This is a genomic window from Aliidiomarina halalkaliphila (assembly GCF_007096385.1).
GTDB lineage: Bacteria > Pseudomonadota > Gammaproteobacteria > Enterobacterales > Alteromonadaceae > Aliidiomarina > Aliidiomarina halalkaliphila.
Genome location: NZ_VJWL01000001.1, coordinates 1,011,285 through 1,033,187 on the forward strand (window position 1 = coordinate 1,011,285; position 21,903 = coordinate 1,033,187).

Below are 21,903 nucleotides of genomic sequence, written 5' to 3' on the forward strand. Positions count from 1 at the left end.
GATGTTCAAATATTTCACCCCTGGGGCGGAATTGTTTTTTGCGTTGTTTTTGGGGCTGGCGTACTATGACGAAAGAGGCTTAAAGGGGCTTAAAGGGGCTTAAAGGGGCTTAAAGGGGCGTAGTATGGCGAATTGGGTGGTCGTAGGGAGTGGCGCATTAGGAACGCTATGGGCGCTAGGTTTGCAGCAAGCGGGTGCCTCGGTCACTATTTATTCGCGGCACGTGGAAGATAGCGATGGCATTACGCTAACGCGTACCTTCGATGACCATAAATACTCTGCAGATTTTCCGGTGATCACAACATCTACCAACGCCCCAGATAACGCAATTTGGTTGCTGATGGTGAAAGCCTGGCAACTCGCACCTCTGCTCAAAGAGCTCCAGCTTGATGTGAACACGCCCCTGATCGTCAGCCACAATGGCATGGGCGCCGCTGATGATATTTTGCAGACGCAAACGCCCGGAACTGTCTTTGATTTAGTCACAACCCACGGGGCTTGGCGCCAGCAACGCACCCACAGTTATCATGCTGGTTTAGGGCAAAGTTGGATTGGAGCACGTCATTCGGTTACTGAAAACACGACGCCTGACAATGCAAATGCCAGCAACAATATCGATGCACATAGCCAGCCCGTAGACCGCATCCCCACTTGGTTCGACGAGCTTGCCGCGGCTTTACCTCCATTGCATTGGCAGCCCAATATCACCGAAAAGCGCTGGGAAAAGTTAGCCATCAACTGCGCGATTAATCCTCTGGCCACATTAGCCGAAGCTGCCAACGGCGTGCTTCGCGACGAGAGTTACGCCCCGAACCTGCGCGCCATCTGCGAAGAGATCGCCAATGTAAATACCGCGCTTGATGCCGATGAGTTGTTGGAACAAGTACGAGAAGTGATTCGCAACACCGCTGGCAATCGTTGCAGCATGCTGCAAGATGTGGATGCCAAACGGCGCACAGAAATTGATTATTTGAATGGATTTATATGCCGCGAGGGCGAACGCTTATTGGTCGCCACTCGCGAAAATTGTCGACTCTGGGAAGCGATTCAAGCGCGCGAACGCGCTTATGAATGATCTTCTATAAAATCAACAACTTCTAAACCAAAACCAGACAAGGCTGAGTACTTCTTGGGCGAACTCAGCAAGCGCATTTGATGCACCCCTAGATCCGCTAAAATCTGTGAGCCCACACCTACATTGCGCGACTCATTACTCTGCGTGGCGCTCATGTGTACTTCACCTTTGTCTTCTTGCTCAAAGAAACGCACTTGGTTAATCAAATCCCGAGGCGTTTGCTGACGCCCGAGCAACACAAATACACCGCCTTCTTCGGCAATTTTGCGCATAGCCCGATACAATGGCCAACTACGCCGACTTGCCCGTTCCGTCGCCAACAAATCATTAAAGGTATCTTGCAAATGCACACGCACATTAGTGGGTTTAGAACCGTCGATTTCACCGCTCACGAGGGCAAAATGCACCTGACCATCCACCGTATCTTGGTAGGTGATCAAATCAAATTCGCCGTAGGCCGTGGGTAACTTACATTGACCAACCCGCTCCACCGTGTGCTCAGTCATCGACCGATATTCGATTAAATCGGCGATGGTACCCATTTTAATATTGTGTTCCGCCGCGAATTTCTCCAGATCCGGACGCCGCGCCATAGTGCCGTCTTCATTCAGAATTTCCACAATCACCGAAGCTGGCTCAAAGCCCGCCAAACGCGCTAAATCACAGCCCGCTTCCGTGTGCCCGGCACGGTTCAATACACCGCCCTGACGGGCCTTCAACGGGAAAATATGCCCCGGCATCACCAAATCCGTCGGTTTCGCGTCTTTCGCCACCGCCGCCAATACCGTACGCGCACGATCCGCCGCAGAAATACCCGTCGTCACGCCCTCAGCCGCTTCAATCGACACAGTAAAGTTGGTCGCATAAGGCGAATTATTCTGCCCTACCATCAACGGCAAACGCAGCTGCTGGCAACGGTCTTCGGTAAGCGTTAAACATATCAACCCCCGCCCAAAACGGGCCATAAAGTTAATCGCTTCTGGCGTCACACATTCCGCCGCCATAATGAGATCACCCTCATTCTCACGGTCTTCATCGTCCATCAGAATGACCATCTTGCCGGCTTTGATATCCGCAATAATCTCGGCAGTGGTGTTTAAGGTCGACATCTACGATTCCTCGTTGGCTTGGGCAGCACCGGGCTGCCGTAAAATTAGTTTCACATCGGGACCCACCTGGGTCGCCTCAACTAGATCCCAGCTTAGCACGTCGTCCATGCGCGTGAATTCTGGGAGATCTACCAAGCTCAATCCATCCGGCCCGAAAAACTTGGGCGCTTGATATAAAATCAATTCGTCTATTAAGTTCGCCTGCATCAAACTTCCCGCAAGGCGTGCTCCGCTCTCAACCCACACCGTGTGCACATTTCGCTCCGCAATCTGCGCGAGTAGCGATGGCAAATCAATACGTCCATCCGTGTTGGCTTGGACCACCCATTCTTCCACGTGATCCGGCAGCTGTTGCCCGGAAGGTTGCAGGCGAATCAACCACACCGGCGTGCCATCAGCAAAAATTCGTGCGTTCGCGGGTACTTCCGCGCGAGCATCGAGCACAATCCGTAATGGCTGACGTACTGGCAAATCCCCGTAGGTGTGGTCGCTCGGAAATTGCTCCGGACGCACATTCATCTGTGGGTCGTCTTTTAATACGGTGCGGGCGCCGGTAAGAATCGCGCCTGCTTGCGCCCGTCCAACCTGCACATCAGCGCGCGCTTCGGTGCTCGTAATCCACTGGCTTTCGCCATTGGCCAGGGCAATTTTACCATCCATGCTGGAAGCCAGTTTCACCACCACGAAGGGCCGTCCGCGCGCAATGCGGGTGAAAAATCCGCGATTCATCATGTAAGCTTCATTTTCGCACACGCCCACATCGACGTGAATGCCTGCGTCACGCAGTCGCGCAATACCCTGCCCTGACACTTCCGGAAACGGATCCGAAATCGCCACAACAACCCGCCCGACACCGGCTTTAATGAGAGCATCAGCACAAGGTGGTGTGCGACCATGATGGCTACAGGGCTCTAGAGTGACATAAGCCGTTGCCCCCACTGCCTTTGAACCCGCGGCACGCAAGGCATGCACCTCTGCATGCGGTTCACCTGCACGGGCATGATAGCCTTCACCAATAATGGCATCAGGCCATTGGTCATCGCGCACCAACTCAGGGCGCACAATCACACAGCCCACATTAGGATTCGGATGGGTAGTAAAGCGGCCATAACTAGCCAGCACCAGTGCCCGGCGCATATAGAAATAATCTGCGGTGGTAAAGTGCGGTGCGGGGGAATCAGTCGTCAAGACGGGCGATCTCCTCGCCAAAATCTCGAATATCCTCAAACGAACGATACACCGAGGCGAATCGAATATAGGCGACTTTGTCTAATTGTTTCAGTTGTTCCATCACCAAGGCGCCAATGAGTTTGCTAGAAATTTCCCGCTCCCCTGTGGCCCGCAATTTCGACTTAATGCGGTTGATGGTCTTCTCCATCGCTTCCAAGCTCACTGGGCGTTTCTCCAGTGACCGTAGTAGCCCAGCTCGCAATTTATCTTCATTAAATGGCTCGCGAGCCCCGTTGCTTTTAATCACCCGGGGCATCACCAGCTCGGCGCTCTCAAAGGTGGTGAATCGTTCTTTGCAGGCATTGCACTCGCGCCGGCGACGCACTGACATGCCGTCCGCCACCAATCGCGAATCTATGACTTTTGTATCTTGTTCATCACAAAATGGACAATGCATACACGCCCTTATTCACACCCGTGCGAGTGCTTATTTTTTATAAACCGGGAAGCGCGCGCACAACGCTTTCACTTCATCACGCACCCGCGCTTCAACCGCAGGATCGCTCTCGCCATTGTTGCTCGCAAAGCCATCCAGCACGTCACAAATCCAGTTCGCCACCTGCTCAGCTTCCGCTTCGTTAAAGCCACGGCGCGTAATCGCTGGCGTGCCTAAACGTAAACCAGAGGTCACAAATGGTGAGCGCGGATCGTTCGGTACGGAGTTTTTGTTCACAGTAATATACGCCCGACCAAGCGCCGCATCTGCATCTTTACCGGTAATATCTTTGTTGATTAAGTCCACCAAGAACAAGTGGTTTTCGGTGCCGCCAGACACGATATTGTAACCGCGCTCCTGCATCACTTTTACCATCGCCTTGGCGTTTTTCAATACTTGCTGTTGATACACTTTAAACTCAGGCTGCAGGGCTTCTTTAAAGGCCACTGCTTTTGCTGCGATGACGTGCATCAGTGGGCCGCCCTGATTACCTGGGAATACCGCACTGTTTAGCTTTTTATGTAAATCTGGATCATCTTTGCCGCTTAGAATCAAACCTGAGCGCGGGCCTGCGAGGGTTTTATGCGTAGTGGTGGTCACCACATCCGCAATTGGCACTGGGTTTGGATACAAACCCGCCGCAACTAGTCCGGCAACGTGCGCCATATCCACCAGTAAGTACGCGCCCACTTCGTCGGCGATTTCACGGAATTTTTGCCAATCGACGATGCCCGAATAAGCAGAGAAACCGGCAATAATCATTTTTGGCTTATGCTCGTGCGCTAACTTACGCACTTGCTTGTAATCGATTTCGCCCGTGGCTTCATCTAAACCGTACTGCACGGCGTGGTAGTTAATACCCGAGAAGTTCACGTGAGAACCGTGCGTAAGGTGGCCGCCGTGGGCCAAGCTCATTCCCAAAATGGTATCGCCTGCTTTACACAACGCCATAAAGGCTGCCGTGTTTGCTTGCGAACCCGCATGCGGTTGTACGTTGGCATACTTGGCACCAAACAGCTCCTTGGCACGCTCAATCGCCAAGTTTTCGGCCACATCCACATGCTCACAACCACCGTAGTAGCGCTTGCCCGGATAGCCTTCCGCATATTTGTTGGTGAGCTGAGAGCCTTGCGCTTCTAGCACTCGTGGGCTCGTGTAGTTTTCTGAAGCGATCAGCTCAATATGTTCTTCCTGCCGAACCACTTCAGCCTGCATGGCTTCCCACAGCTCCGGATCGAAACCGGCGATTGTCATCTCAGAACCCGACATGCGTACTCCTAACTAAGCAAAAATAGAGGCGAAATTGTGACGCTAATACTACCAAACAAGCGACCAAAACAGAACACAGTTTTATCCCACAACATTTATGCCCCAGGGGTAGAACGCCACTTTCCTGCGTTCTCCAACAATTCCGCCCCAGGGGTGAAACTCATGTTACAAACCCATTCCGTTGGTCTGTCTCTAAACCATGAATAGCTCAAACTACAAGGCTTTCCCGCCTTTTTGAACAGTTCCACCCCTGGGGTAGAATTCTGTTTTTTTGCGTTCTTCGATAATTCCACCCCTGGGGCGAAACTCTGTTTTCAGGTCACCTCCAGTTATTCCACCCCTGGGGCGGAAATGTTTAAAAAGAGGAGTTAACGACTGCTGAATTATGCAGTTTATTGAATTCAGGTTTATGCTTGCAAAGTTAGCGAATAACTAACACAAAATAAAAAAAAGGAGATGCAAGATGAGCGAAGTAACTGAAACAGTACCACCAAAAACCCCACCCACTGGCCAAATTGCGCCTATTAGTGTCGGCGATTGGTTTATCACACTGATTATTACCGCCATTCCCCTCGTTGGCTTTATTATGTTGTTTGTTTGGGGCTTTGGCAGCAGTACCCACCCGAGTAAAGCGAACTGGGCAAAAGCAACGTTACTCCTCTTCGTCGTAGCTTTCGGTCTATTCTTCATGATGTCCATCATCTTCGGCTTCGCCATGATGTCGAGCGGCTACTGACCGTTCTAAAAACACTGTTACGCCCCTGGGGCGGAGTTGTTGGAAATACCCGAAAAACACTGTTACGCCCCTGGGGCATAACTGTTAAAAACGCGTGAAAGCCTTGATTTTAAGGCCTTTTCTGATTTAGCTGTGGGCCGGCGAAATGCGCTGGCAACATGAGTTTCACCCCTGGGGCACAATTGTTGGAGCGAGCTGAAAAACACCGTTACGCCCCTGGGGCGGAATTGTTTGGGGTTAGCGCCAGTGGTAGGAAACGCCGATGCGGAATTGGCGGCGGGGTTCGTTAAAGCCCGGGCGTTGCTCGTAAGTTTTATCGAGCATATTGTCCATGCTCACGTAGAGCTGCCAGTCATAGGCCAAGCTTTGCTCCCAACGCGCGTTGAGTAACCAATATCCCGGAACCCGTTCGCCAGTCCACACATCACTCAGCCGCGAGCTGCTCATATACACATCAGCCGATAACACCCCTTCCGGGAATCCGTAACTGGCGGTAAAATTAGCAAAACGGTGGGCCCGATATAGTAGCGCTTCACCGCTTTCCCGATCCAAGGTGTTTTGCATGGTACCGTGCGCCCGCAAACGCCACACTCCATACTGATGCTCCCAGCGCCCAGTAATACCTTGCGCGCGAGCGGCGCCAACGTTCATCGGCTGCCACAACCATGGATCATCAGCACTGGGCTGCCACGCAATTAACTTGGTAAACTCATGGCGAAACAGTTCCGCCTCAACATGCCCCGACCCAGTATCGAACTGCGCAAACGCCCGATAAGATCGCGACCGCTCCGTATCCAAATCCGGATTGCCGCCAGTAGGCCAATACAAATCATTTAACGTCGGATGTCGGTAGCCACTTGCCTGGCCCACCCCCAGCGTCCAGCGCGGAATACTAACCCAGGCAAAATCCACATGATGGGATCCCTGCACCGAGAAACCTGTTGTGTCTTCCAGGCGCCCACCAAGGTTCACTTGCCAATCTGCGTAATCCCATTGGTATTGCAGCAAGCCTGCAGCACTGCGGCGTCGCTTCTGTGATAAGTCCACACTACTCAATTCCGCCTCTTCCTGCTGCCAATCAATCCCGATGGATAACTGCTGATTACCCGCCGCCAAAGATTGAGTTTGTAACCAAGAAATATGCTGACGCTCGGTGGCAAACACATCATTCACACCTGTCCATTGGGGCTCAGAAACGCGTTTGTCGATGGTTCGCATGCGCTCGCGGAACTCGCCCAATTGCCACTCATGGCGCAAACCCGGGCGCCACTGTACGGTGACCCCACCTTGCGTGCCATGTTGGCGTGTGCGGGTCGCTGGATGACAGGTCGACCGCTCGAAAGTTTGCGCATCAAAACATTGCTGATCATAGTCGGCTACGCTGTGATTCTGCATATGGCGCAATTGAAACGACAGCCGCTCAGATGCCGTAAAAGTATTGTTAAACAACACATTCGTGGCCTGAGCACCGTCCATATCATGATTGCCAAATTCAGTATCTGTAGTGAGGTCATAGCCTTCAAACAAGCGCCGCGACAAGGCCAAGTGATGACGACTCATCGAGGTCACATAACTGGCAGAGCCCGCCATCTCCCGATAATTATGCGCCCCATGGCGCAATCGCACTTCGCCCCCAGATTGCTGAGCCCTGCGGCTAATAATATTCACCACCCCAGCCATACTATTTGAACCATACAGCGAGGAACGCGCGCCGCGCACGATTTCAATGCGTTCAACTTCATCAGGATGAATGTTTTGCAACGCCGCCGTACCCAAGGTAGGGCTCGTTAACGGTTGGCCGTCGAGCAATACCAACACTTGCGCACTGCTACTGCCTTGCATAAACAGCGAGGTTTGGCCGCCAAAGGCACCCGTTGAGTACACTTCTGCGCCCGCGATCTGACGTAGCAATGGCATGATCGAACCGCCTTGCAAACGAGCGACCTCATGACGAGTAATCACCTGTACCGGCGCAGGTTGTGCATGTTGCGCCTGTGGTAAACGCGTTCCTACCACAGAAATTCGCTCCAACTCCGGCGCTGTCGAAACACTTGCGGCCAACATCATCGATAACCACATAGATCCCCCAAACGAACCACGTCAACACAAACAACAGATACAAAAACGCCTGCCCCCACCGATCGCAGGAACAGGCGCGCAAACCCTTACTTGGTGATTTTTTTGTATTTAATACGATGCGGTTCCATCGCATCAGCACCATAGGTTTTCTTCATATAGGCTTCGTAATCAGAGTAGTTACCTTCATAGAAAGTCACGTTACCTTCATCGCGATAATCCAAAATATGGGTCGCTACCCGGTCTAAGAACCAGCGATCGTGCGAGATCACTAAGGCCGCTCCCGGGAATTCCAGCAAGGCTTCTTCCAAGGCCCGCAAAGTTTCCACGTCGAGATCGTTGGTTGGCTCATCGAGGAGCAATAAGTTGCCGCCAGCTTTAAGCAGCTTGGCCAAATGCACCCGGTTGCGCTCACCACCGGACAGCTCACCAATACGTTTTTGCTGATCGTTACCACGGAAGTTAAAGCGCCCGACATAGGCCCGACTCGCCACCTCGTAGTTGCCAATCTTCATAATATCCAAGCCCTCGGAAATCTCTTCCCATACGGTCTTGCTATCATCCATGTGATCACGGAACTGCTCCACCGAAGCCAGCTCAACGGTTTCACCCACTTCAATGGTGCCTGAATCCGGTTGCTCTTTGCCGCTAATCATTCGGAACAAAGTTGATTTACCTGCACCGTTCGGGCCGATAATGCCCACGATTGCGCCCTTGGGCATGCTGAAGGTCAGATCATCAATAAGCACCCGATCGCCATAACTCTTGCGTAAATTGGTTACGTCGAGCACTTTGTCGCCCAAACGTGGGCCCGGCGGAATAAAGAGCTCATTGGTTTCATTACGGGCTTGATAATCGTTCGACTGCAACTCTTCAAAACGAGACATCCGCGCCTTGCTCTTCGCCTGACGTCCTTTTGGGTTCTGGCGCACCCACTCCAACTCTTTCTTAATCGACTTCTGACGTGCCGCTTCAGTGCGCTCTTCTTGCGCCAAGCGTGCTTCCTTCTGCTCCAACCACGAGGAGTAATTGCCTTCCCACGGAATGCCATAACCCCGGTCGAGCTCAAGAATCCAGCCTGCCACGTTATCCAAGAAATAACGATCGTGGGTAATCGCCACCACAGTGCCTTCGTAATCGTGCAAGAAGCGTTCTAACCAAGCTACAGACTCTGCATCCAAGTGGTTGGTTGGCTCATCGAGCAACAACATATCGGGCTTATCTAACAACAAGCGACAAATCGCCACTCGACGACGCTCACCACCCGAGAGATGTTCAATTTTCGCATCCCACGGCGGCAAACGCAGCGCATCCGCGGCACGCTCGAGGGTGTTCTCAAGGTTGTGGCCGTCTTTCGCCTGCAAAATCGCTTCCATCTCGCCCTGCTCTTTGGCCAAGGCATCAAAATCAGCGCCTTCTTCGGCGTAGGCTGCGTAAATCGCGTCTAAGCGGTTCAACGCGTCTTTCACATCAGCGACCGCTTCTTCCACGATCTCACGCACGGTTTTTGCCGGATCCAATTGTGGCTCTTGCGGCAAATAGCCGATGTTGATGCCCGGCTGTGGCCGTGCTTCACCGTCATATTCTTTATCCACGCCCGCCATAATGCGCAGCAGGGTTGATTTACCGGCCCCGTTTAAGCCCAGCACACCAATTTTTGCGCCTGGGAAGAAGCTCAAGGAAATATCTTTTAGAATGGTACGCTTCGGGGGCACCACTTTGCTCACCCGCAGCATACTGTAAATATATTGTGCCATTACCAGTTGATTCCTGTATCGACATCGGAAAATTGGAGCGATTGTACCATAGGCTGATTCACCTCGGCACCGCCCCCCTTAGGGAAATCCGTAAATCTTATTTGGTACCGAAAATCTTATCGCCAGCATCGCCTAAGCCCGGCAAAATATAGCCATGCTCATTAAGGCGCTCGTCTTGCCCAGCCGCATAAATCGTAACATCTGGGTGTGCTTCCAATACCCGTTTCACCCCTTCTGGCGCCGCCACCAGTACCAACACCCGAATTTCTTGGCAGCCCTTGGCCTTGAGCATATCTAACGTCGCCACCATGGTGCCGCCGGTCGCTAGCATCGGATCGATTACCAACGCCATACGCTCGTCGATATTACCCGCGAATTTCTCGTAATAAGGTACCGGCTCTAAGGTCGTTTCGTCCCGGTACAACCCCACCACGCTCACTTTCGCGCTCGGGATCAACTGCAACACACCGTCAAGCATACCCAGTCCAGCGCGCAGAATCGGCACGATGGTCACTTTCTTGCCTTTCAGACGCTGCACAGTAATATCGTCGCCGCTCCAACTGGTCATGGTTTGCGTTTCAAGCGTGAGATCTTTAGTGGCTTCGTAGGTGAGCAAGTTGCCAAGCTCATTGGCCAGCTCCCGAAATGCCTTGGTACTAATATCCTGGGCCCGCATTAAGCCGAGTTTATGTTGAATTAACGGGTGCGTGATGACATGCAAGGCCATGACTTACTTCCTTTTTATTTGTGTTGTATTGATTATAACTGACGCAGTTCTCGCAGCGTATCGCGTACACGAATGACCCGAGCCGGCTCATTGCGTTGTCCTTGATATCCCTGCAACGGCATATCCGGACTGTCGGTTTCTAAGAGTAGACGCTGCAACGGTACTCGCGCCAATGCAGCCCGGGTTTTTTGTGCCCGCTCGTAAGTAATCACACCGCCGACACCTAAATAAAAGCCCGCATCAATCCACGCCATCGCTTGTTCGTAACTGCCGCTAAAAGCATGCACCATGCCTTGGGTTACGCCTGCTTGCCGTACCAACGAAAGAAGCGTGTCTAAGGTTCTGCGATGGTGCAAAATCACCGGCAGCTCGAGCGCTGCGGCAATAGCGAGCTGCTCTTTAAAAAAGTGAACCTGTTTCTCTTGATCGCCAACGGTTGCGTCTAAGCCAATTTCACCAAGGGCAATCGCCCCTTTCTCAAGTTGCTGGGAGAGGGCCTTCAAATCCGCCTCTTGATGGGCCTCGATAAAATACGGATGCAGCCCATAGGCCAGCGACCAATCAGCATATTTCTGGCCCAAAGTTTCAAGTCGCGACCATTGTGACTTTTGCACACCGGGCACCAAAAAACGCTGAACACCGGCGTCGCGGGCGCGCGCCAGCACAGCATCACGATCGTCATCAAAATCAGGGAAATCGAGATGGCAGTGCGCGTCCGTTATCCGCGCAAGATCTGGCCCGGGCAGAAAATCCGCACACCAGACCATCGCCTAGGCCTCGTCGTTATTCACAGGCACCGCAATAGGTCGGCGGCGCCGCAGTAATGCAAAGGCGACTAAAATCCCCGCGAGGAACGCCATCACCAGCATCAACAACTGATTCTGCAGCGACGCCCGATGATACGGACGTGATTGCGCAGTAATGCGATCATAATCGAAGGTAATGCGCACAAAGCCAAGTAACTGAGCACCGGCCCCATCGTGATCCATCACCGTCGCCACCATAGGCACCGCCCATAGCGTATCGGGCAAACTCAACAGGTACTGATGTATGGGTAAATCATGACCCGCACGCACAACCGAGCGGCCCAGCTCGTCTTGCACACTCACCTCAAGAATCGATTCTTGCCCCTGCAAATGATGGGCTAAGCTACGCAAGCCTTCGTAGTTGTCTTCCAAAAACCAGATGCGGGCTTCATGTTCTGCTTGCGACAAAATAAGCCGGGCGAGGTTTTCCGTGTGGGCCGCAAGAACGCGATCACCTTCATCACGACTTTGCCAATAGGCGGTCGCAATATTGGTAATAATAAGCACAGCTAAAAAGCCGAGAATGCCACGACGATACCAGCGCTCGCCGCGCACCAACCATGGCCGTTTTTCAGACGGTTGATCAGACACTCGATTTTTTAAGCTAGACTGGGGTATATTCATAGCGGCAACTTTAGCTTAGCGCGCGTCTGCAAGCAATAATATCCTCCGCAGCGCGGACGCTTTTACATAGGAATCATGGAATGCACGCATTGCCCGATATCCACAAACCTGGCCTGGTTGTTTTCGATATGGATTCCACCCTGATTCAACTGGAAAGTATTGATGCAATTGCCGCTGCCGCAGGATTTGGCGACAAAGTCGCCGCGGTCACCGAAGCAGCGATGCGAGGAGAAATGGATTTCGTAGAGGCATTACACCAGCGCGTAAAATTTCTGGCCGGGGTAAAGGAATCCCTCATTTGGGATATGGCCGATAACCTACCTTATAGCGACGGTGCCGACGAATTAATGGCGTTTTTTAAGAAACACCGTTGGCGCACCGCCATTGTCAGCGGCGGATTTACTTGGTTTGCCGATAGCGCTAGCATGCGCTTTGGCGTCGATTTCGTGGCCTGCAATGTATTGGAAGTGAAGAATGGCGAGCTTACTGGGCGCTTGTTGGGCCCGATTATCGATGGCCAAGCCAAAGCCAATGCGTTAGAAGCCCTTAAACAGCAATACGGCATTCCCCGCGCGCAAACCATCGCTGTGGGCGACGGTGCCAACGATATTCCCATGCTCGAAGCTGCAGGCCTCGGTGTCGCCTTTAACGCCAAGCCCGCCCTGCGCGAAGTAGCCGACATCTGCATCGAAGGCACCCTCGCCGGCCTCATCGACATCCTCAAGTAACCAACGCACCGCGTTGGCCCACCCACGAAGATGCCCCAAAACAACAGTTTCGCCCCAGGGGTGAAACTGTTAAAACTCAACCTCAACAATGCGTTACGAGATATTCCCCACCCACGGAGATCCCCCAAAACAACAGTTTCACCCCTGGGGCGAAACTGTTGTTGTCGGAGCTTAGGAATGTAATCCGTCGGCTACTGATGACTCAGAGGTATGTTCACCCCGAACACATCGGCGATAAACTGAGGCGTCAGTATCTCTCGGCTGTTACCTTGCGCGACTATCTCGGAGCCCTTTTCTGAAGTAACAATTTCGGAGCCCTTTTCTGAAGTAACAACCTCGGAGCCCTTATCCCGTGTAGCAAACTTGGTACCGTGAGCGTGAGCGACAAGCTCGGCGCTATTATCTTGAATGACGGGTTCCATACTCGCCCTGCGCGTTGCCAGCACCAGCACATGATCACACCATTGCCGAGCGGCAACGAGATCATGCATCACCACTAACACCGTAGCACCGGACTGGGCGTGCCCATGCAACAACTGCATCACTTGTTCTTGATGGCGCGGATCCAGCCCGGCAGTGGGTTCGTCCGCCAATAACAACTTCGGCGCACCCACCAGTACTCGCGCCAACAACACCCGCTGTAATTCCCCAGCAGACAACTCTGTTACCTTGCGTTTTGCCAAGTGCAAACAATCGGTGCGGGCCATGGCGTCGGTTACCGCCTGCTCGGAATGCTTCACCCGCGCTAACTTCACCACATCTTCCACCCACATCGACCACGCCGGCACCACACCTTGACCTAAATACCCCAAGGTTCGCGCCCGCTGCTCCGGCGACCACTGGTGTACCGCCGTCCCCTGCCAACGAATTTGCCCCTGTTGCACCGGCTCAATACCCGCAATCAGCTTTAATAACGTACTCTTTCCAGAGCCGTTTTCTCCAAGAATTCCAATCAACTGCCCCTGGGGTAATTGCGTCGATAACCCGTCAAATAGCGGCGCGTCATCATAGCGAAAGCTCACCTGATTCAGTTGCAAACTCATAAGCGATACCCCCGCTTGGCCCGCAGGAGTAAGAAGAGGAAGAACGGGCCACCGACAAAGGCCGTCATCACACCCACTTGCAGCTCACGAGTCGTCGGCAAAATTTGCACCAACATATCCATCCACAGCACAAACAAAGCAGCGCCTAACATGGAACTCAATAGTAACTGGCGCGGGTTTCCGCGCACTAAGGGGCGCAGCAAGTGCGGAACAATAAGGCCCACAAAGCCAATCACGCCGGTCACGGCCACTGCACCACCCACCACGATCGCGGTTCCAAGGAGAATCCAAAACCGCTCTCTGACCACGGTAAAACCCATGGATGCGGCGGTTTCTTCGCCGAGGGTTAGGCCTTCTAGAAATCGCCCCGAGCGCAACAACAAAAATGCCCCGGGAATAAGGGTCGCAAGCGCCAGACCAACCTGGCTCATATCGCGATAGGCAAAAGACCCCAGCAACCAAAAGTTAATTTCCTGCAAGGCAAAGGGGCTCGGCGCCATACTCAGTGCCAGCGCTATCAGCGCAGAAAGGAACGCCGACACCGCAACCCCAGCAAGAATCAGCGCCGTAATACTGGCGCGTAACCCTGCAATGGTCACCACCACAAATAGCGCCAACGCGCTGCCCAGCATGGCGCTCATCGGTAGAAACAGGCTATGCCATCCGATCCAACCAAAATAGAGCACCACCACCGCCGCTAAGGCAGCCCCAGACGACACCCCAAGTATTCCTGGCTCCGCCAAGGGATTTCGCAATAAGCCTTGCATGGCCGCGCCTGCCAAGCCCAGTGCCGCGCCCACGAAAATTGCCAATAGCACGCGGGGTAAACGAATTTCCAAGAGGATTTGTTGCGCTACCGGGTCGTCGCCACGTAGAGCATCGACCAACGAAATCGGCATACTGCCCAACTGCAACGCTACGATGGCACTAAGGAGAATGAGCAGGGCAAAGATCCAACGATGGCGAATCATAAAGTGGCCTCGCGCAACCGATTGAGAACGTCAGGCAGCTGTTGGGCCATGCAGCCACTCAAGGCGCGGGGCAGTTGCACCACTTGCACTTGTTCGTGGGCGATATAACGCTGAAAACTCGGGTGACGCAGATTTACATGTGCCAAGTCGGGGCTGCTTTGTTCAGCCACTTCCATCACCACAATGTCTGGCTGCCACAACAATAAATGCTCCAACGACACACTAACCAAACCGCTCCCCTGCTGTGCCGCGAGGTTGGTCCAGCCTAAGTGCTCCGTAACATCATGCCAAAGGGTGTCGGTGCCGAAGCTCCACTGATTCGCTAGGTAAAAAAGTGCGGTGGGTTTTGAATTTGGGCCGCTGAGATCTGCCGCTCCTGAAGGGCTGAGGGCTTTTTCTGAGCTGAGGGCTCCGTCTGCCATAAAGGTGTCGTTCACGAGTGGAGCGCCTACATCACTGGGCTCTCTTAACTCTACATCGAAACCCGCGTGATTGTTTGCAGAAAACGCGTCATCACCACCTGAGGTTATCCCTTCACGGTCATCAGCGCCTAAATGTGCTGTCACCAACTCATGAAGCGCGAAAGCCACTTCCGCGGCCTGACCAACACTATTAGGTTCTTCGAGCACAACCACTTCTAGATGCGCTTGTTCAAAAGCGCGCAGTCGGTAGTGCGCGGTGAATGGCGTTGCTAGCACAAGATCAGGGGCAAACTGTAAAATAGGTTCAAAGCGCGCGCCGTGGTCTCGGCTTGGATAGAGCGTGATTACGCCTTGGTCTGCATAGGGCTGCAATTGATCATCGAGGCAATAATTCAACGACACCACCCGCAATGGCGTCACACTGGTGTTCGCAGCAGCGGCAAAAACAGGTAGAGTAGCCAAGAGCACAAGGCCAGCGTGAAACCTGAGCCTGCGCCAAGATCGGCAAAAACCTTGTTGAACGTGGGTTCCCCTCACCGCGTGCTTCCCTTATTATTTTATTAAATGGTGGACTCAACAGAGTTCGCGGAAAACCACAATCGCTACACCGGAGAGCCCGTACACATGGCCAAAGTAAAACAAAAAACTGCCTACGTCTGCACCGAATGTGGCGCCGATTATCCCCGTTGGCAGGGACAATGCTCTGAGTGTAACGCATGGAATACCATTAGCGAAGTGCGCTTAGGCGCCGCAACACCTCGCCATGCGCAAAGTGGCGGCCGTACCGGCTTTGCTGGGCTCACCGAAGCCAAGGTACAAACCTTAAGCGATGTCGATCTCGCCCAAGTACCGCGGTTTTCCAGTACCTTTCAAGAGTTCGACCGCGTTCTCGGCGGCGGCATCGTGCCTGGCTCCGCCATTCTTATCGGCGGCTCTCCAGGTGCGGGGAAGAGTACCTTATTGCTGCAAACCATGTGTAAATTGGCCCAGCACATGCCTGCCCTGTACGTGACAGGTGAGGAATCGTTGCAGCAAGTTGCGATGCGCGCCCAGCGCTTAAACCTACCCACCGACAAACTGCGCATGTTGGCAGAAACCTCCGTAGAAACCATTTGCCAAATTGCCGACCAAGAAAAACCGAAAATTATGGTCATCGACTCCATTCAGGTGATGCATTTGAGTGATATTCAGTCGGCCCCGGGCAGTGTGTCGCAAGTGCGTGAAACCGCGGCCTACCTCACCCGCTACGCCAAGCAAAACAACGTGGCCATCATTATGGTGGGGCATGTCACCAAAGACGGATCCCTAGCCGGCCCGAAAGTACTCGAGCATTGCATCGATTGTTCGGTCATTCTCGATGGCGACAGCGACTCCCGTTACCGTACTTTGCGTGGCACCAAAAACCGTTTCGGCGCGGTGAATGAACTCGGTGTGTTCGCCATGATGGGCGACGGCCTAAAGGAAGTGAAAAACCCCTCCGCCATTTTCTTGAGCCGCGGCGACGAACAAGGCACTGGCTCAGTAGTACTCACATTATGGGAAGGGACGCGCCCACTGCTAGTAGAGATTCAAGCCTTGGTCGACCATTCTCAGCTCGCCAACCCTCGTCGAGTAGCCGTAGGCACCGAACAAAACCGCTTGGCATTGCTGCTCGCAGTACTGCACCGCCACGGCGGCCTGATGCTTGGCGATCAAGATGTGTTTGTAAACGTTGTGGGCGGCGTGCGGGTGACCGAAACCAGCGCCGATTTAGCACTGTTGTTGGCGATTGTGTCGAGCTTTAAAGATCAGCCCTTGCCGCAAGAATTGATTGTCTTTGGTGAAGTGGGGCTATCCGGTGAGATTCGCCCCGTGCCCAACGGCAGCGAGCGCATCAACGAAGCCGCAAAACACGGCTTCAAACGCGCCATCGTGCCCATCGCCAACGTTCCCAAAACCCCACCGAACGGCATGACCATCCAAGGCGTCAAAAACATCGCCGAAGCCCTCGAGTTGCTGTAGCCAACGCAGTGCGTTGCCCCGCACAGTACTGCTTAAACAGAATTCCACCCCTGGGGTGGAATTCGTGTTTTCGGCTGTTTTCGATTTCACCGAAATCGCTGTGTGGTGAGGGCTACAGAGTTTCACCCCTGGGGTGGAACTCGTGTTTTAAGCGGGTTACTTTGTTACCTAAGGTGGCGTTTTCTATACCTCGCGGGTGTGGCGGAAGCTCACATCGGGGAAGCGCTCAGTAGTGAGCGATAGGTTCGCCATGGTAGGGGCAATATAAGCGAGGTTATCGCCGCCATCCAGGGCCAAATTGTGGTCGTTTTTGCGCTGGAATTCTTCGAATTTCTTGGCATCGTCGCTATAGACCCAGCGGGCCGTGGCCACTTGGATATTCTCGTACATAGCATCCACTTTGTATTCTGAACGCAAGCGATGCACCACCACGTCGAACTGCAGCACACCCACCGCGCCCACAATCAAATCGTTGGAAGCTAGCGGACGGAACACCTGCACAGCACCTTCTTCTGAAAGCTGAACCAAACCTTTCAACAGTTGCTTCTGCTTCAGTGGATCTTTTAAACGAATCCGTCTGAATAACTCCGGGGCAAAGTTAGGGATACCAGTAAACTTAAACGAATCACCCCAGGTGAACGTATCACCAATCTGAATCGTGCCGTGGTTGTGCAAACCAATAATGTCACCCGGCCACGCCTCATCCACATGCTCACGATCACCCGCTACGAAGGTAAGCGCATCAGCGATGCGCACATCTTTGCCGGTACGCGCGTGCTTCATTTTCATGCCCTGATGATAACGGCCCGACACGATCCGCATAAAGGCCACGCGGTCGCGGTGTTTTGGGTCCATATTGGCTTGAATCTTAAACACAAAGCCAGAAAACCGATCGTCGTCACTGTGTATCATCTCGCCTTGATCTGTTTCCCGGCCTTGCGGTGTTGGAGCCCAATCCACCAGCCCATCGAGCATGTGATCCACGCCGAAGTTACCCAAGGCTGTACCAAAGAACACCGGCGTTAACTCGCCTTCCAAAAACAGTTCCAAATCAAACTCGTGCGACGCGCCCTTCACCAGCTCAATTTGCTCACGCAATTCTTCGGCATACACACCCACGCGCTTATCAAGCTCCGGATTATCCAAGCCTTTTACCACATCCAACTCTTGAATACGGTGGCCTTGGCCGGTTTTATAGAAAATCGTTTCGTCACGGTAGAGGTGATACACACCCTTAAAATTCTTGCCCTGCCCAATCGGCCACGTAATAGGCGCGCACATAATTTTCAGCACGTCTTCCACTTCATCGAGCAGCTCCAAAGGATCACGAATATCGCGATCGAGCTTGTTCATAAAAGTCAGAATTGGCGTATCCCGCAAGCGCGTCACTTCCATCAACTTGATGGTGCGATCCTCAACACCTTTCGCGGCATCAATGACCATTAAGCATGAGTCTACTGCCGTAAGCGTACGATAGGTATCTTCCGAGAAATCCTCATGACCAGGGGTATCGAGCAAGTTCACCAACGACTGGCGATACGGAAACTGCATCACAGAGGTGGTCACCGAGATGCCCCGCTCTTTTTCCATTTCCATCCAGTCTGATTTCGCATGTTGACCCGATTTCTTGCCCTTCACGGTGCCCGCTTTTTGCAGCTTTTGCCCGTGCAGAAGAACCTTTTCGGTAATCGTAGTTTTACCCGCATCCGGATGCGAGATAATTGCGAACGTGCGACGCTTTGCCACTTCTTGTTGTAACTTGCTCATGCCTAGCCACTTCACTCATAGAAAAATCGGCGCAATTGTATCAGTTAGCGCGCAGCTTGACACCCCAAATAGAAAGGGGAGCCCCAGGGCTCCCCTTGCATTATCCACCGTTACTTAAAAGCGATAAGCAACCCGACCATACACAAAGCGGCCTGAACGACCAAATGGTGAATAGTTCGAGAACGAGGTTGCTCCCGTGGTGTTCAATTGGATCGGGTTCGGATCAGGATAAGTGTCGAAGATATTATCCGCACCTAAAGCAATCGACCAATTCTCATTGAAGTCGTAACGACCTTCCAAGTCCACCAAGGTTTTCGCGCTGAGCTCAAAATCGAGCGCAGGGTTATTGTTTGGCGACAATACTTCACCATAGCGCGTGATGCGCATGGTGCCCGACCAATTGTCTAGGTTCCAGTTGGTAATCAAACCCAGTTTGTTCTTCGGCGTGCCCTTCTCGAAGGTCAACACATTAGTACGGGCAAACAAGGTTGGTGCTGGATCGAGTGCCTCGAGTTCCGCTGTTGCTGGCACCCGCGTTACTTTGGTGCGGTTGAAGTTACCCACCAGATTAAAGTCGAAGGTACCGGCGTTCTCGGTCATCCACGGCCAGGTCACGACAACATCCACCCCTTGAGTTTCGGTGTCTACCCCGTTAATAAAGAAGCGACCGCCACCAATGCCCACGAATCCTTGTTCTTCAAGGTATTCACGCACATTCGGCTGCACTAGGTTTTCCGATAACACAATGCGATCATCGATATCGATGCGATAAGCATCTACCGTCACCGATACATTGCCAAAGCGCATCACCGCACCCAACGACAAGTTAATCGACTCTTCTGCATCCAACGGACGTGCCCCTAAAGCCACTGCCACCGGATCCGCAACTGGGAAGGTGGTGATATCAAACGGCACACCGTTAATAAAGTTGGTCGATGTCGCAGTAAAATACTGCTGCTGCAACGACGGCGCACGGAAACCATTCTGCAACGATGCACGTAGCGCGAAATCATCAGAAATATCGTAACGCGTCGCTATTTTCCCAGTCACCGTGCTGCCGAAATCGGAATATTCTTCCACGCGGATCGCACCCGATACCAACCAGTCCAATGTCATTTCTGCTTCCACGTCGACATAAGCCCCGATCGCCGTGCGGCTTTCACTCACCGCGTTGCTCGGGCGGAAGCCAGGGAATACCTGAGAACCGGAAGCCGTTGGGTTACCGTTTAGCGTCACCCCACCGTTGATGTAGGAGGCCGGCTCACCCGCGGTGATTCGATATCCTTCACGCCGCGCTTCCAAACCCATCGCTAAGTTCAACGGCGAAGCAAGCCCATCAACATCAATAAAGCGCACACCGGAAAGGTTGTACACCAACTGATTGTAACGATAGCCACCCGCATCAAATTCTGTGGGGCTATCCACACCCATCGAGCGGTTCAAGGTGTTTTTGATGGTAAACATCATTTCGTTTTGGCCAAACACCAGCGACGTATCCATCGCCCACTCACCGAGTTGCCATTCATAACCAGCAGCCAAGCTCATATCTTCTACATCAGGGGCAATCAATGGCAAGAAACCATCGGGGTAGATTTCAGGCACGTTGCGAGCATCCCGCGCAGGACGGTAGAAACCAGCCGAAACTGCTTGTCGATCTTGATACGACGCCCAACCATAAAACTTCGAGCCGTCGTCGAGGTTAATCCCTGCATTAGCAAACAAGGTAAGCTGTTCGATTTCTGGCTCACCATACCAAGCACTAAAGCGATCAAAAGTGGCTTCACGTGGATCAAACTCGCCATCAATTAGCTCATACTGTTGTCGGTAATCCCAACCGCCACGCTCTGTGCGTTCTTGATCTTTATACTCAAGGGCCAAAGTTAAATAGCCATTATCGGTAAGTGGCAAACCTGTCCAGGCATTGAGTGTCACCGTTTCACCATCGCTGCGGCTGCGCGTAATTTCAGACGGAGCACTCCAGGTCGCACCCGCTGGCGGTGGCGTGGTAGGCGTCGTGTAGCTGGTATCGCGCCAACCATATTGCAGCGACACCGAACCACCCTCGCGAGCCTCACGCAAGCGCACGTTGATCACGCCTGCAATCGCATCGGAGCCATACTGCGCTGAAGCGCCGTCACGAAGCACTTCCACCGATTGCACCGCACCGATTGGAATCGTGTTTAAATCCACCGCCGAAGAACCGCGTCCGACAGTGCCGTTCACGTTCACCAAGGCGGCTTGATGGCGCCGCTTTGAATTCACCAATACCAGTGTTTGGTCTGGAGAAAGCCCACGCAAGGTGGCAGGACGCACCGTATCGGTACCATCGGCCAAGCCCGGACGCGGGAAGTTAAACGATGGCAGCGCCACCGATAGCGCCTGATTTAACTCAGTAATACCAGCACGGGCCAAGTCTTCGCCGCGCACAATATCCACCGGTGCCGTCGACTCTTCCGCAGAACGGCCGGCGACACGGGTACCAGTCACCACAATTCGTTCAACACGTTCGCTTCGCACTTGGGTTTCGGCGTCTGCTTCTTGTGCCATTATAGACTGAGGAGCAAGCGCCGCTGCCACCACTAAAGCAAGCGGTTTCATCTTGAATTTACGCATCAGTTTTCTCCTGAACATTGTTATTGTTACTTCGTTTTAATTGCATTAACCCTCGATAGTTTGCGCACTCAACCGTTTCTCTCTAACCGCATTATGCGATCAGAGGCATAGAAGGGTGCACAGCCTTTAGTTGGGCATTGTTATACTTTTGTGAATATATTAGTTATGGCTTGTTTTCGGGTTTAGTCAAGTAGACCAAAGTTGTATTACCTAACTTGCTAATCCATTGTTATCACGGTGTTTAGGAAATCCTGAACACCGACAACGCGTATAACAATCGCTTAATAAATACGCGAACAAACCGGTTTCGATCACAAAGTGCTTGCGGGAGTACAGTGGGGCGGTATAATTCACGCCGTTAATGCAGGGGTGTAGTTCCAATTGGTAGAACAGCGGTCTCCAAAACCGACGGTTGGGGGTTCGAATCCCTCCACCCCTGCCAACGCATTCAAAAAAGGCAGACTCGATTGAGTCTGCCTTTTGTTGTTTTGGGAATGCCTCTTCGTACTCAAG

18 protein-coding genes and 1 tRNA gene are annotated in these 21,903 nt (G+C 52.9%); 5 read left to right on the forward strand and 14 right to left on the reverse strand.

The genetic code is table 11. From position 1 onward, the window contains the following. The first annotated feature begins 124 nt into the window (after nt 1–124). Nucleotides 125–1,075: a ketopantoate reductase family protein gene (locus FM042_RS04685; RefSeq protein ID WP_143234801.1), complete on the forward strand. Its 951-nt coding sequence runs from the start codon at nt 125–127 to the stop codon at nt 1,073–1,075. Here FM042_RS04685 and ribBA read toward each other — a convergent pair. The 4 genes from ribBA to glyA are packed head-to-tail and all read right to left on the reverse strand — an operon-like array spanning nt 1,066 to nt 5,119. After that, entirely contained in the window at nt 1,066–2,184 is a 1,119-nt protein-coding gene (gene ribBA / locus FM042_RS04690) for a bifunctional 3,4-dihydroxy-2-butanone-4-phosphate synthase/GTP cyclohydrolase II (protein WP_143234803.1), read from the reverse strand. The genes FM042_RS04685 and ribBA overlap by 10 nt on opposite strands. Beyond that, on the reverse strand, nt 2,185–3,372 hold the full coding sequence (gene ribD, locus FM042_RS04695) for a bifunctional diaminohydroxyphosphoribosylaminopyrimidine deaminase/5-amino-6-(5-phosphoribosylamino)uracil reductase RibD (protein ID WP_232366363.1): 1,188 nt from the start codon (nt 3,370–3,372) through the stop codon (nt 2,185–2,187). After that, on the reverse strand, nt 3,362–3,811 hold the full coding sequence (gene nrdR, locus FM042_RS04700) for a transcriptional regulator NrdR (protein ID WP_143234805.1): 450 nt from the start codon (nt 3,809–3,811) through the stop codon (nt 3,362–3,364). Before nrdR ends, ribD begins: the two co-directional genes overlap by 11 nt. A gap of 30 nt (nt 3,812–3,841) precedes the next feature. Next, on the reverse strand, nt 3,842–5,119 hold the full coding sequence (glyA, locus tag FM042_RS04705) for a serine hydroxymethyltransferase (RefSeq protein ID WP_143234807.1): 1,278 nt from the start codon (nt 5,117–5,119) through the stop codon (nt 3,842–3,844). 463 nt (nt 5,120–5,582) lie between these two features. Between glyA and FM042_RS04710 the strand changes: the two genes are divergently transcribed. After that, complete coding sequence (locus FM042_RS04710) at nt 5,583–5,855, forward strand: hypothetical protein (protein ID WP_143234809.1); 273 nt, start codon at nt 5,583–5,585, stop codon at nt 5,853–5,855. Nucleotides 5,856–6,092: 237 nt separating this feature from the next. Here the strand turns inward: FM042_RS04710 and FM042_RS04715 are convergent, their stop codons facing one another. The 5 genes from FM042_RS04715 to FM042_RS04735 all read right to left on the reverse strand — a co-directional run bounded on the left by FM042_RS04715 (nt 6,093) and on the right by FM042_RS04735 (nt 11,845). Continuing rightward, a complete protein-coding gene (locus FM042_RS04715; protein WP_143234811.1) occupies nt 6,093–7,934 on the reverse strand; it encodes a TonB-dependent receptor domain-containing protein in 1,842 nt (613 codons plus the stop codon). Nucleotides 7,935–8,020: 86 nt separating this feature from the next. After that, complete coding sequence (gene ettA / locus FM042_RS04720) at nt 8,021–9,688, reverse strand: energy-dependent translational throttle protein EttA (protein ID WP_143234813.1); 1,668 nt, start codon at nt 9,686–9,688, stop codon at nt 8,021–8,023. A 97-nt stretch (nt 9,689–9,785) separates the two neighbouring features. Then, nucleotides 9,786–10,415: a uracil phosphoribosyltransferase gene (gene upp, locus FM042_RS04725; RefSeq protein ID WP_143234815.1), complete on the reverse strand. Its 630-nt coding sequence runs from the start codon at nt 10,413–10,415 to the stop codon at nt 9,786–9,788. 32 nt (nt 10,416–10,447) lie between these two features. Continuing rightward, nucleotides 10,448–11,182, reverse strand: a complete 735-nt coding sequence (locus FM042_RS04730; RefSeq protein WP_143234817.1) for a TatD family hydrolase — start codon at nt 11,180–11,182, stop codon at nt 10,448–10,450. A 3-nt stretch (nt 11,183–11,185) separates the two neighbouring features. Then, nucleotides 11,186–11,845: an AhpA/YtjB family protein gene (locus tag FM042_RS04735; RefSeq protein ID WP_143234819.1), complete on the reverse strand. Its 660-nt coding sequence runs from the start codon at nt 11,843–11,845 to the stop codon at nt 11,186–11,188. Nucleotides 11,846–11,925: 80 nt separating this feature from the next. On the opposite strand from FM042_RS04735, the gene serB reads away from it, so the two are divergent. Beyond that, entirely contained in the window at nt 11,926–12,573 is a 648-nt protein-coding gene (gene serB, locus FM042_RS04740) for a phosphoserine phosphatase SerB (RefSeq protein ID WP_143234821.1), read from the forward strand. A gap of 191 nt (nt 12,574–12,764) precedes the next feature. On the opposite strand, the gene FM042_RS04745 is transcribed toward serB, so the two are convergent. Genes FM042_RS04745 through FM042_RS04755 form a run of 3 tightly spaced genes read right to left on the reverse strand, consistent with a single transcriptional unit; the run spans nt 12,765 to nt 15,471 of the window. Continuing rightward, nucleotides 12,765–13,616, reverse strand: a complete 852-nt coding sequence (locus FM042_RS04745) for an ABC transporter ATP-binding protein (protein WP_143234823.1) — start codon at nt 13,614–13,616, stop codon at nt 12,765–12,767. Further along, nucleotides 13,613–14,587 carry a FecCD family ABC transporter permease gene (locus FM042_RS04750; RefSeq protein WP_143234825.1) on the reverse strand — a complete coding sequence of 325 codons (975 nt, stop codon included), beginning with the start codon at nt 14,585–14,587 and terminating at the stop codon, nt 13,613–13,615. The genes FM042_RS04745 and FM042_RS04750 overlap by 4 nt, the downstream gene beginning before the upstream one ends. Beyond that, nucleotides 14,584–15,471 (reverse strand): substrate-binding domain-containing protein, encoded by an 888-nt coding sequence (locus FM042_RS04755; protein WP_143234827.1) that lies wholly within the window; start codon nt 15,469–15,471, stop codon nt 14,584–14,586. The genes FM042_RS04750 and FM042_RS04755 overlap by 4 nt, the downstream gene beginning before the upstream one ends. Nucleotides 15,472–15,633: 162 nt before the next feature. On the opposite strand from FM042_RS04755, the gene radA reads away from it, so the two are divergent. After that, nucleotides 15,634–17,010, forward strand: a complete 1,377-nt coding sequence (radA, locus tag FM042_RS04760) for a DNA repair protein RadA (RefSeq protein WP_143234829.1) — start codon at nt 15,634–15,636, stop codon at nt 17,008–17,010. A gap of 183 nt (nt 17,011–17,193) precedes the next feature. On the opposite strand, the gene prfC is transcribed toward radA, so the two are convergent. Then, nucleotides 17,194–18,777, reverse strand: coding sequence for a peptide chain release factor 3 (prfC, locus tag FM042_RS04765; protein ID WP_143234831.1), 1,584 nt, complete (start codon nt 18,775–18,777; stop codon nt 17,194–17,196). Between the two features lie 114 nt (nt 18,778–18,891). Next, nucleotides 18,892–21,390 carry a TonB-dependent receptor plug domain-containing protein gene (locus tag FM042_RS04770; RefSeq protein ID WP_143234835.1) on the reverse strand — a complete coding sequence of 833 codons (2,499 nt, stop codon included), beginning with the start codon at nt 21,388–21,390 and terminating at the stop codon, nt 18,892–18,894. A gap of 365 nt (nt 21,391–21,755) precedes the next feature. Here FM042_RS04770 and FM042_RS04775 point away from each other — a divergent pair. Continuing rightward, nucleotides 21,756–21,832: transfer RNA gene (locus FM042_RS04775), tRNA-Trp, on the forward strand. Nucleotides 21,833–21,903 lie beyond the last annotated feature (71 nt).

Excerpts from the sequence above, each read along its gene's own strand:
- FM042_RS04685 (WP_143234801.1), top strand. The coding sequence starts at position 125 with ATGGCGAATTGGGTGGTCGTAGGGAGTGGCGCATTAGGAACGCTATGG.
- ribBA (WP_143234803.1), bottom strand. The coding sequence starts at position 2,184 with ATGTCGACCTTAAACACCACTGCCGAGATTATTGCGGATATCAAAGCC.
- nrdR (WP_143234805.1), bottom strand. The coding sequence starts at position 3,811 with ATGCATTGTCCATTTTGTGATGAACAAGATACAAAAGTCATAGATTCG.
- glyA (WP_143234807.1), bottom strand. The coding sequence starts at position 5,119 with ATGTCGGGTTCTGAGATGACAATCGCCGGTTTCGATCCGGAGCTGTGG.
- FM042_RS04710 (WP_143234809.1), top strand. The coding sequence starts at position 5,583 with ATGAGCGAAGTAACTGAAACAGTACCACCAAAAACCCCACCCACTGGC.
- FM042_RS04715 (WP_143234811.1), bottom strand. The coding sequence starts at position 7,934 with ATGTGGTTATCGATGATGTTGGCCGCAAGTGTTTCGACAGCGCCGGAG.
- ettA (WP_143234813.1), bottom strand. The coding sequence starts at position 9,688 with ATGGCACAATATATTTACAGTATGCTGCGGGTGAGCAAAGTGGTGCCC.
- upp (WP_143234815.1), bottom strand. The coding sequence starts at position 10,415 with ATGGCCTTGCATGTCATCACGCACCCGTTAATTCAACATAAACTCGGC.
- FM042_RS04730 (WP_143234817.1), bottom strand. The coding sequence starts at position 11,182 with ATGGTCTGGTGTGCGGATTTTCTGCCCGGGCCAGATCTTGCGCGGATA.
- FM042_RS04735 (WP_143234819.1), bottom strand. The coding sequence starts at position 11,845 with ATGAATATACCCCAGTCTAGCTTAAAAAATCGAGTGTCTGATCAACCG.
- serB (WP_143234821.1), top strand. The coding sequence starts at position 11,926 with ATGCACGCATTGCCCGATATCCACAAACCTGGCCTGGTTGTTTTCGAT.
- FM042_RS04745 (WP_143234823.1), bottom strand. The coding sequence starts at position 13,616 with ATGAGTTTGCAACTGAATCAGGTGAGCTTTCGCTATGATGACGCGCCG.
- FM042_RS04750 (WP_143234825.1), bottom strand. The coding sequence starts at position 14,587 with ATGATTCGCCATCGTTGGATCTTTGCCCTGCTCATTCTCCTTAGTGCC.
- radA (WP_143234829.1), top strand. The coding sequence starts at position 15,634 with ATGGCCAAAGTAAAACAAAAAACTGCCTACGTCTGCACCGAATGTGGC.
- prfC (WP_143234831.1), bottom strand. The coding sequence starts at position 18,777 with ATGAGCAAGTTACAACAAGAAGTGGCAAAGCGTCGCACGTTCGCAATT.
- FM042_RS04770 (WP_143234835.1), bottom strand. The coding sequence starts at position 21,390 with ATGCGTAAATTCAAGATGAAACCGCTTGCTTTAGTGGTGGCAGCGGCG.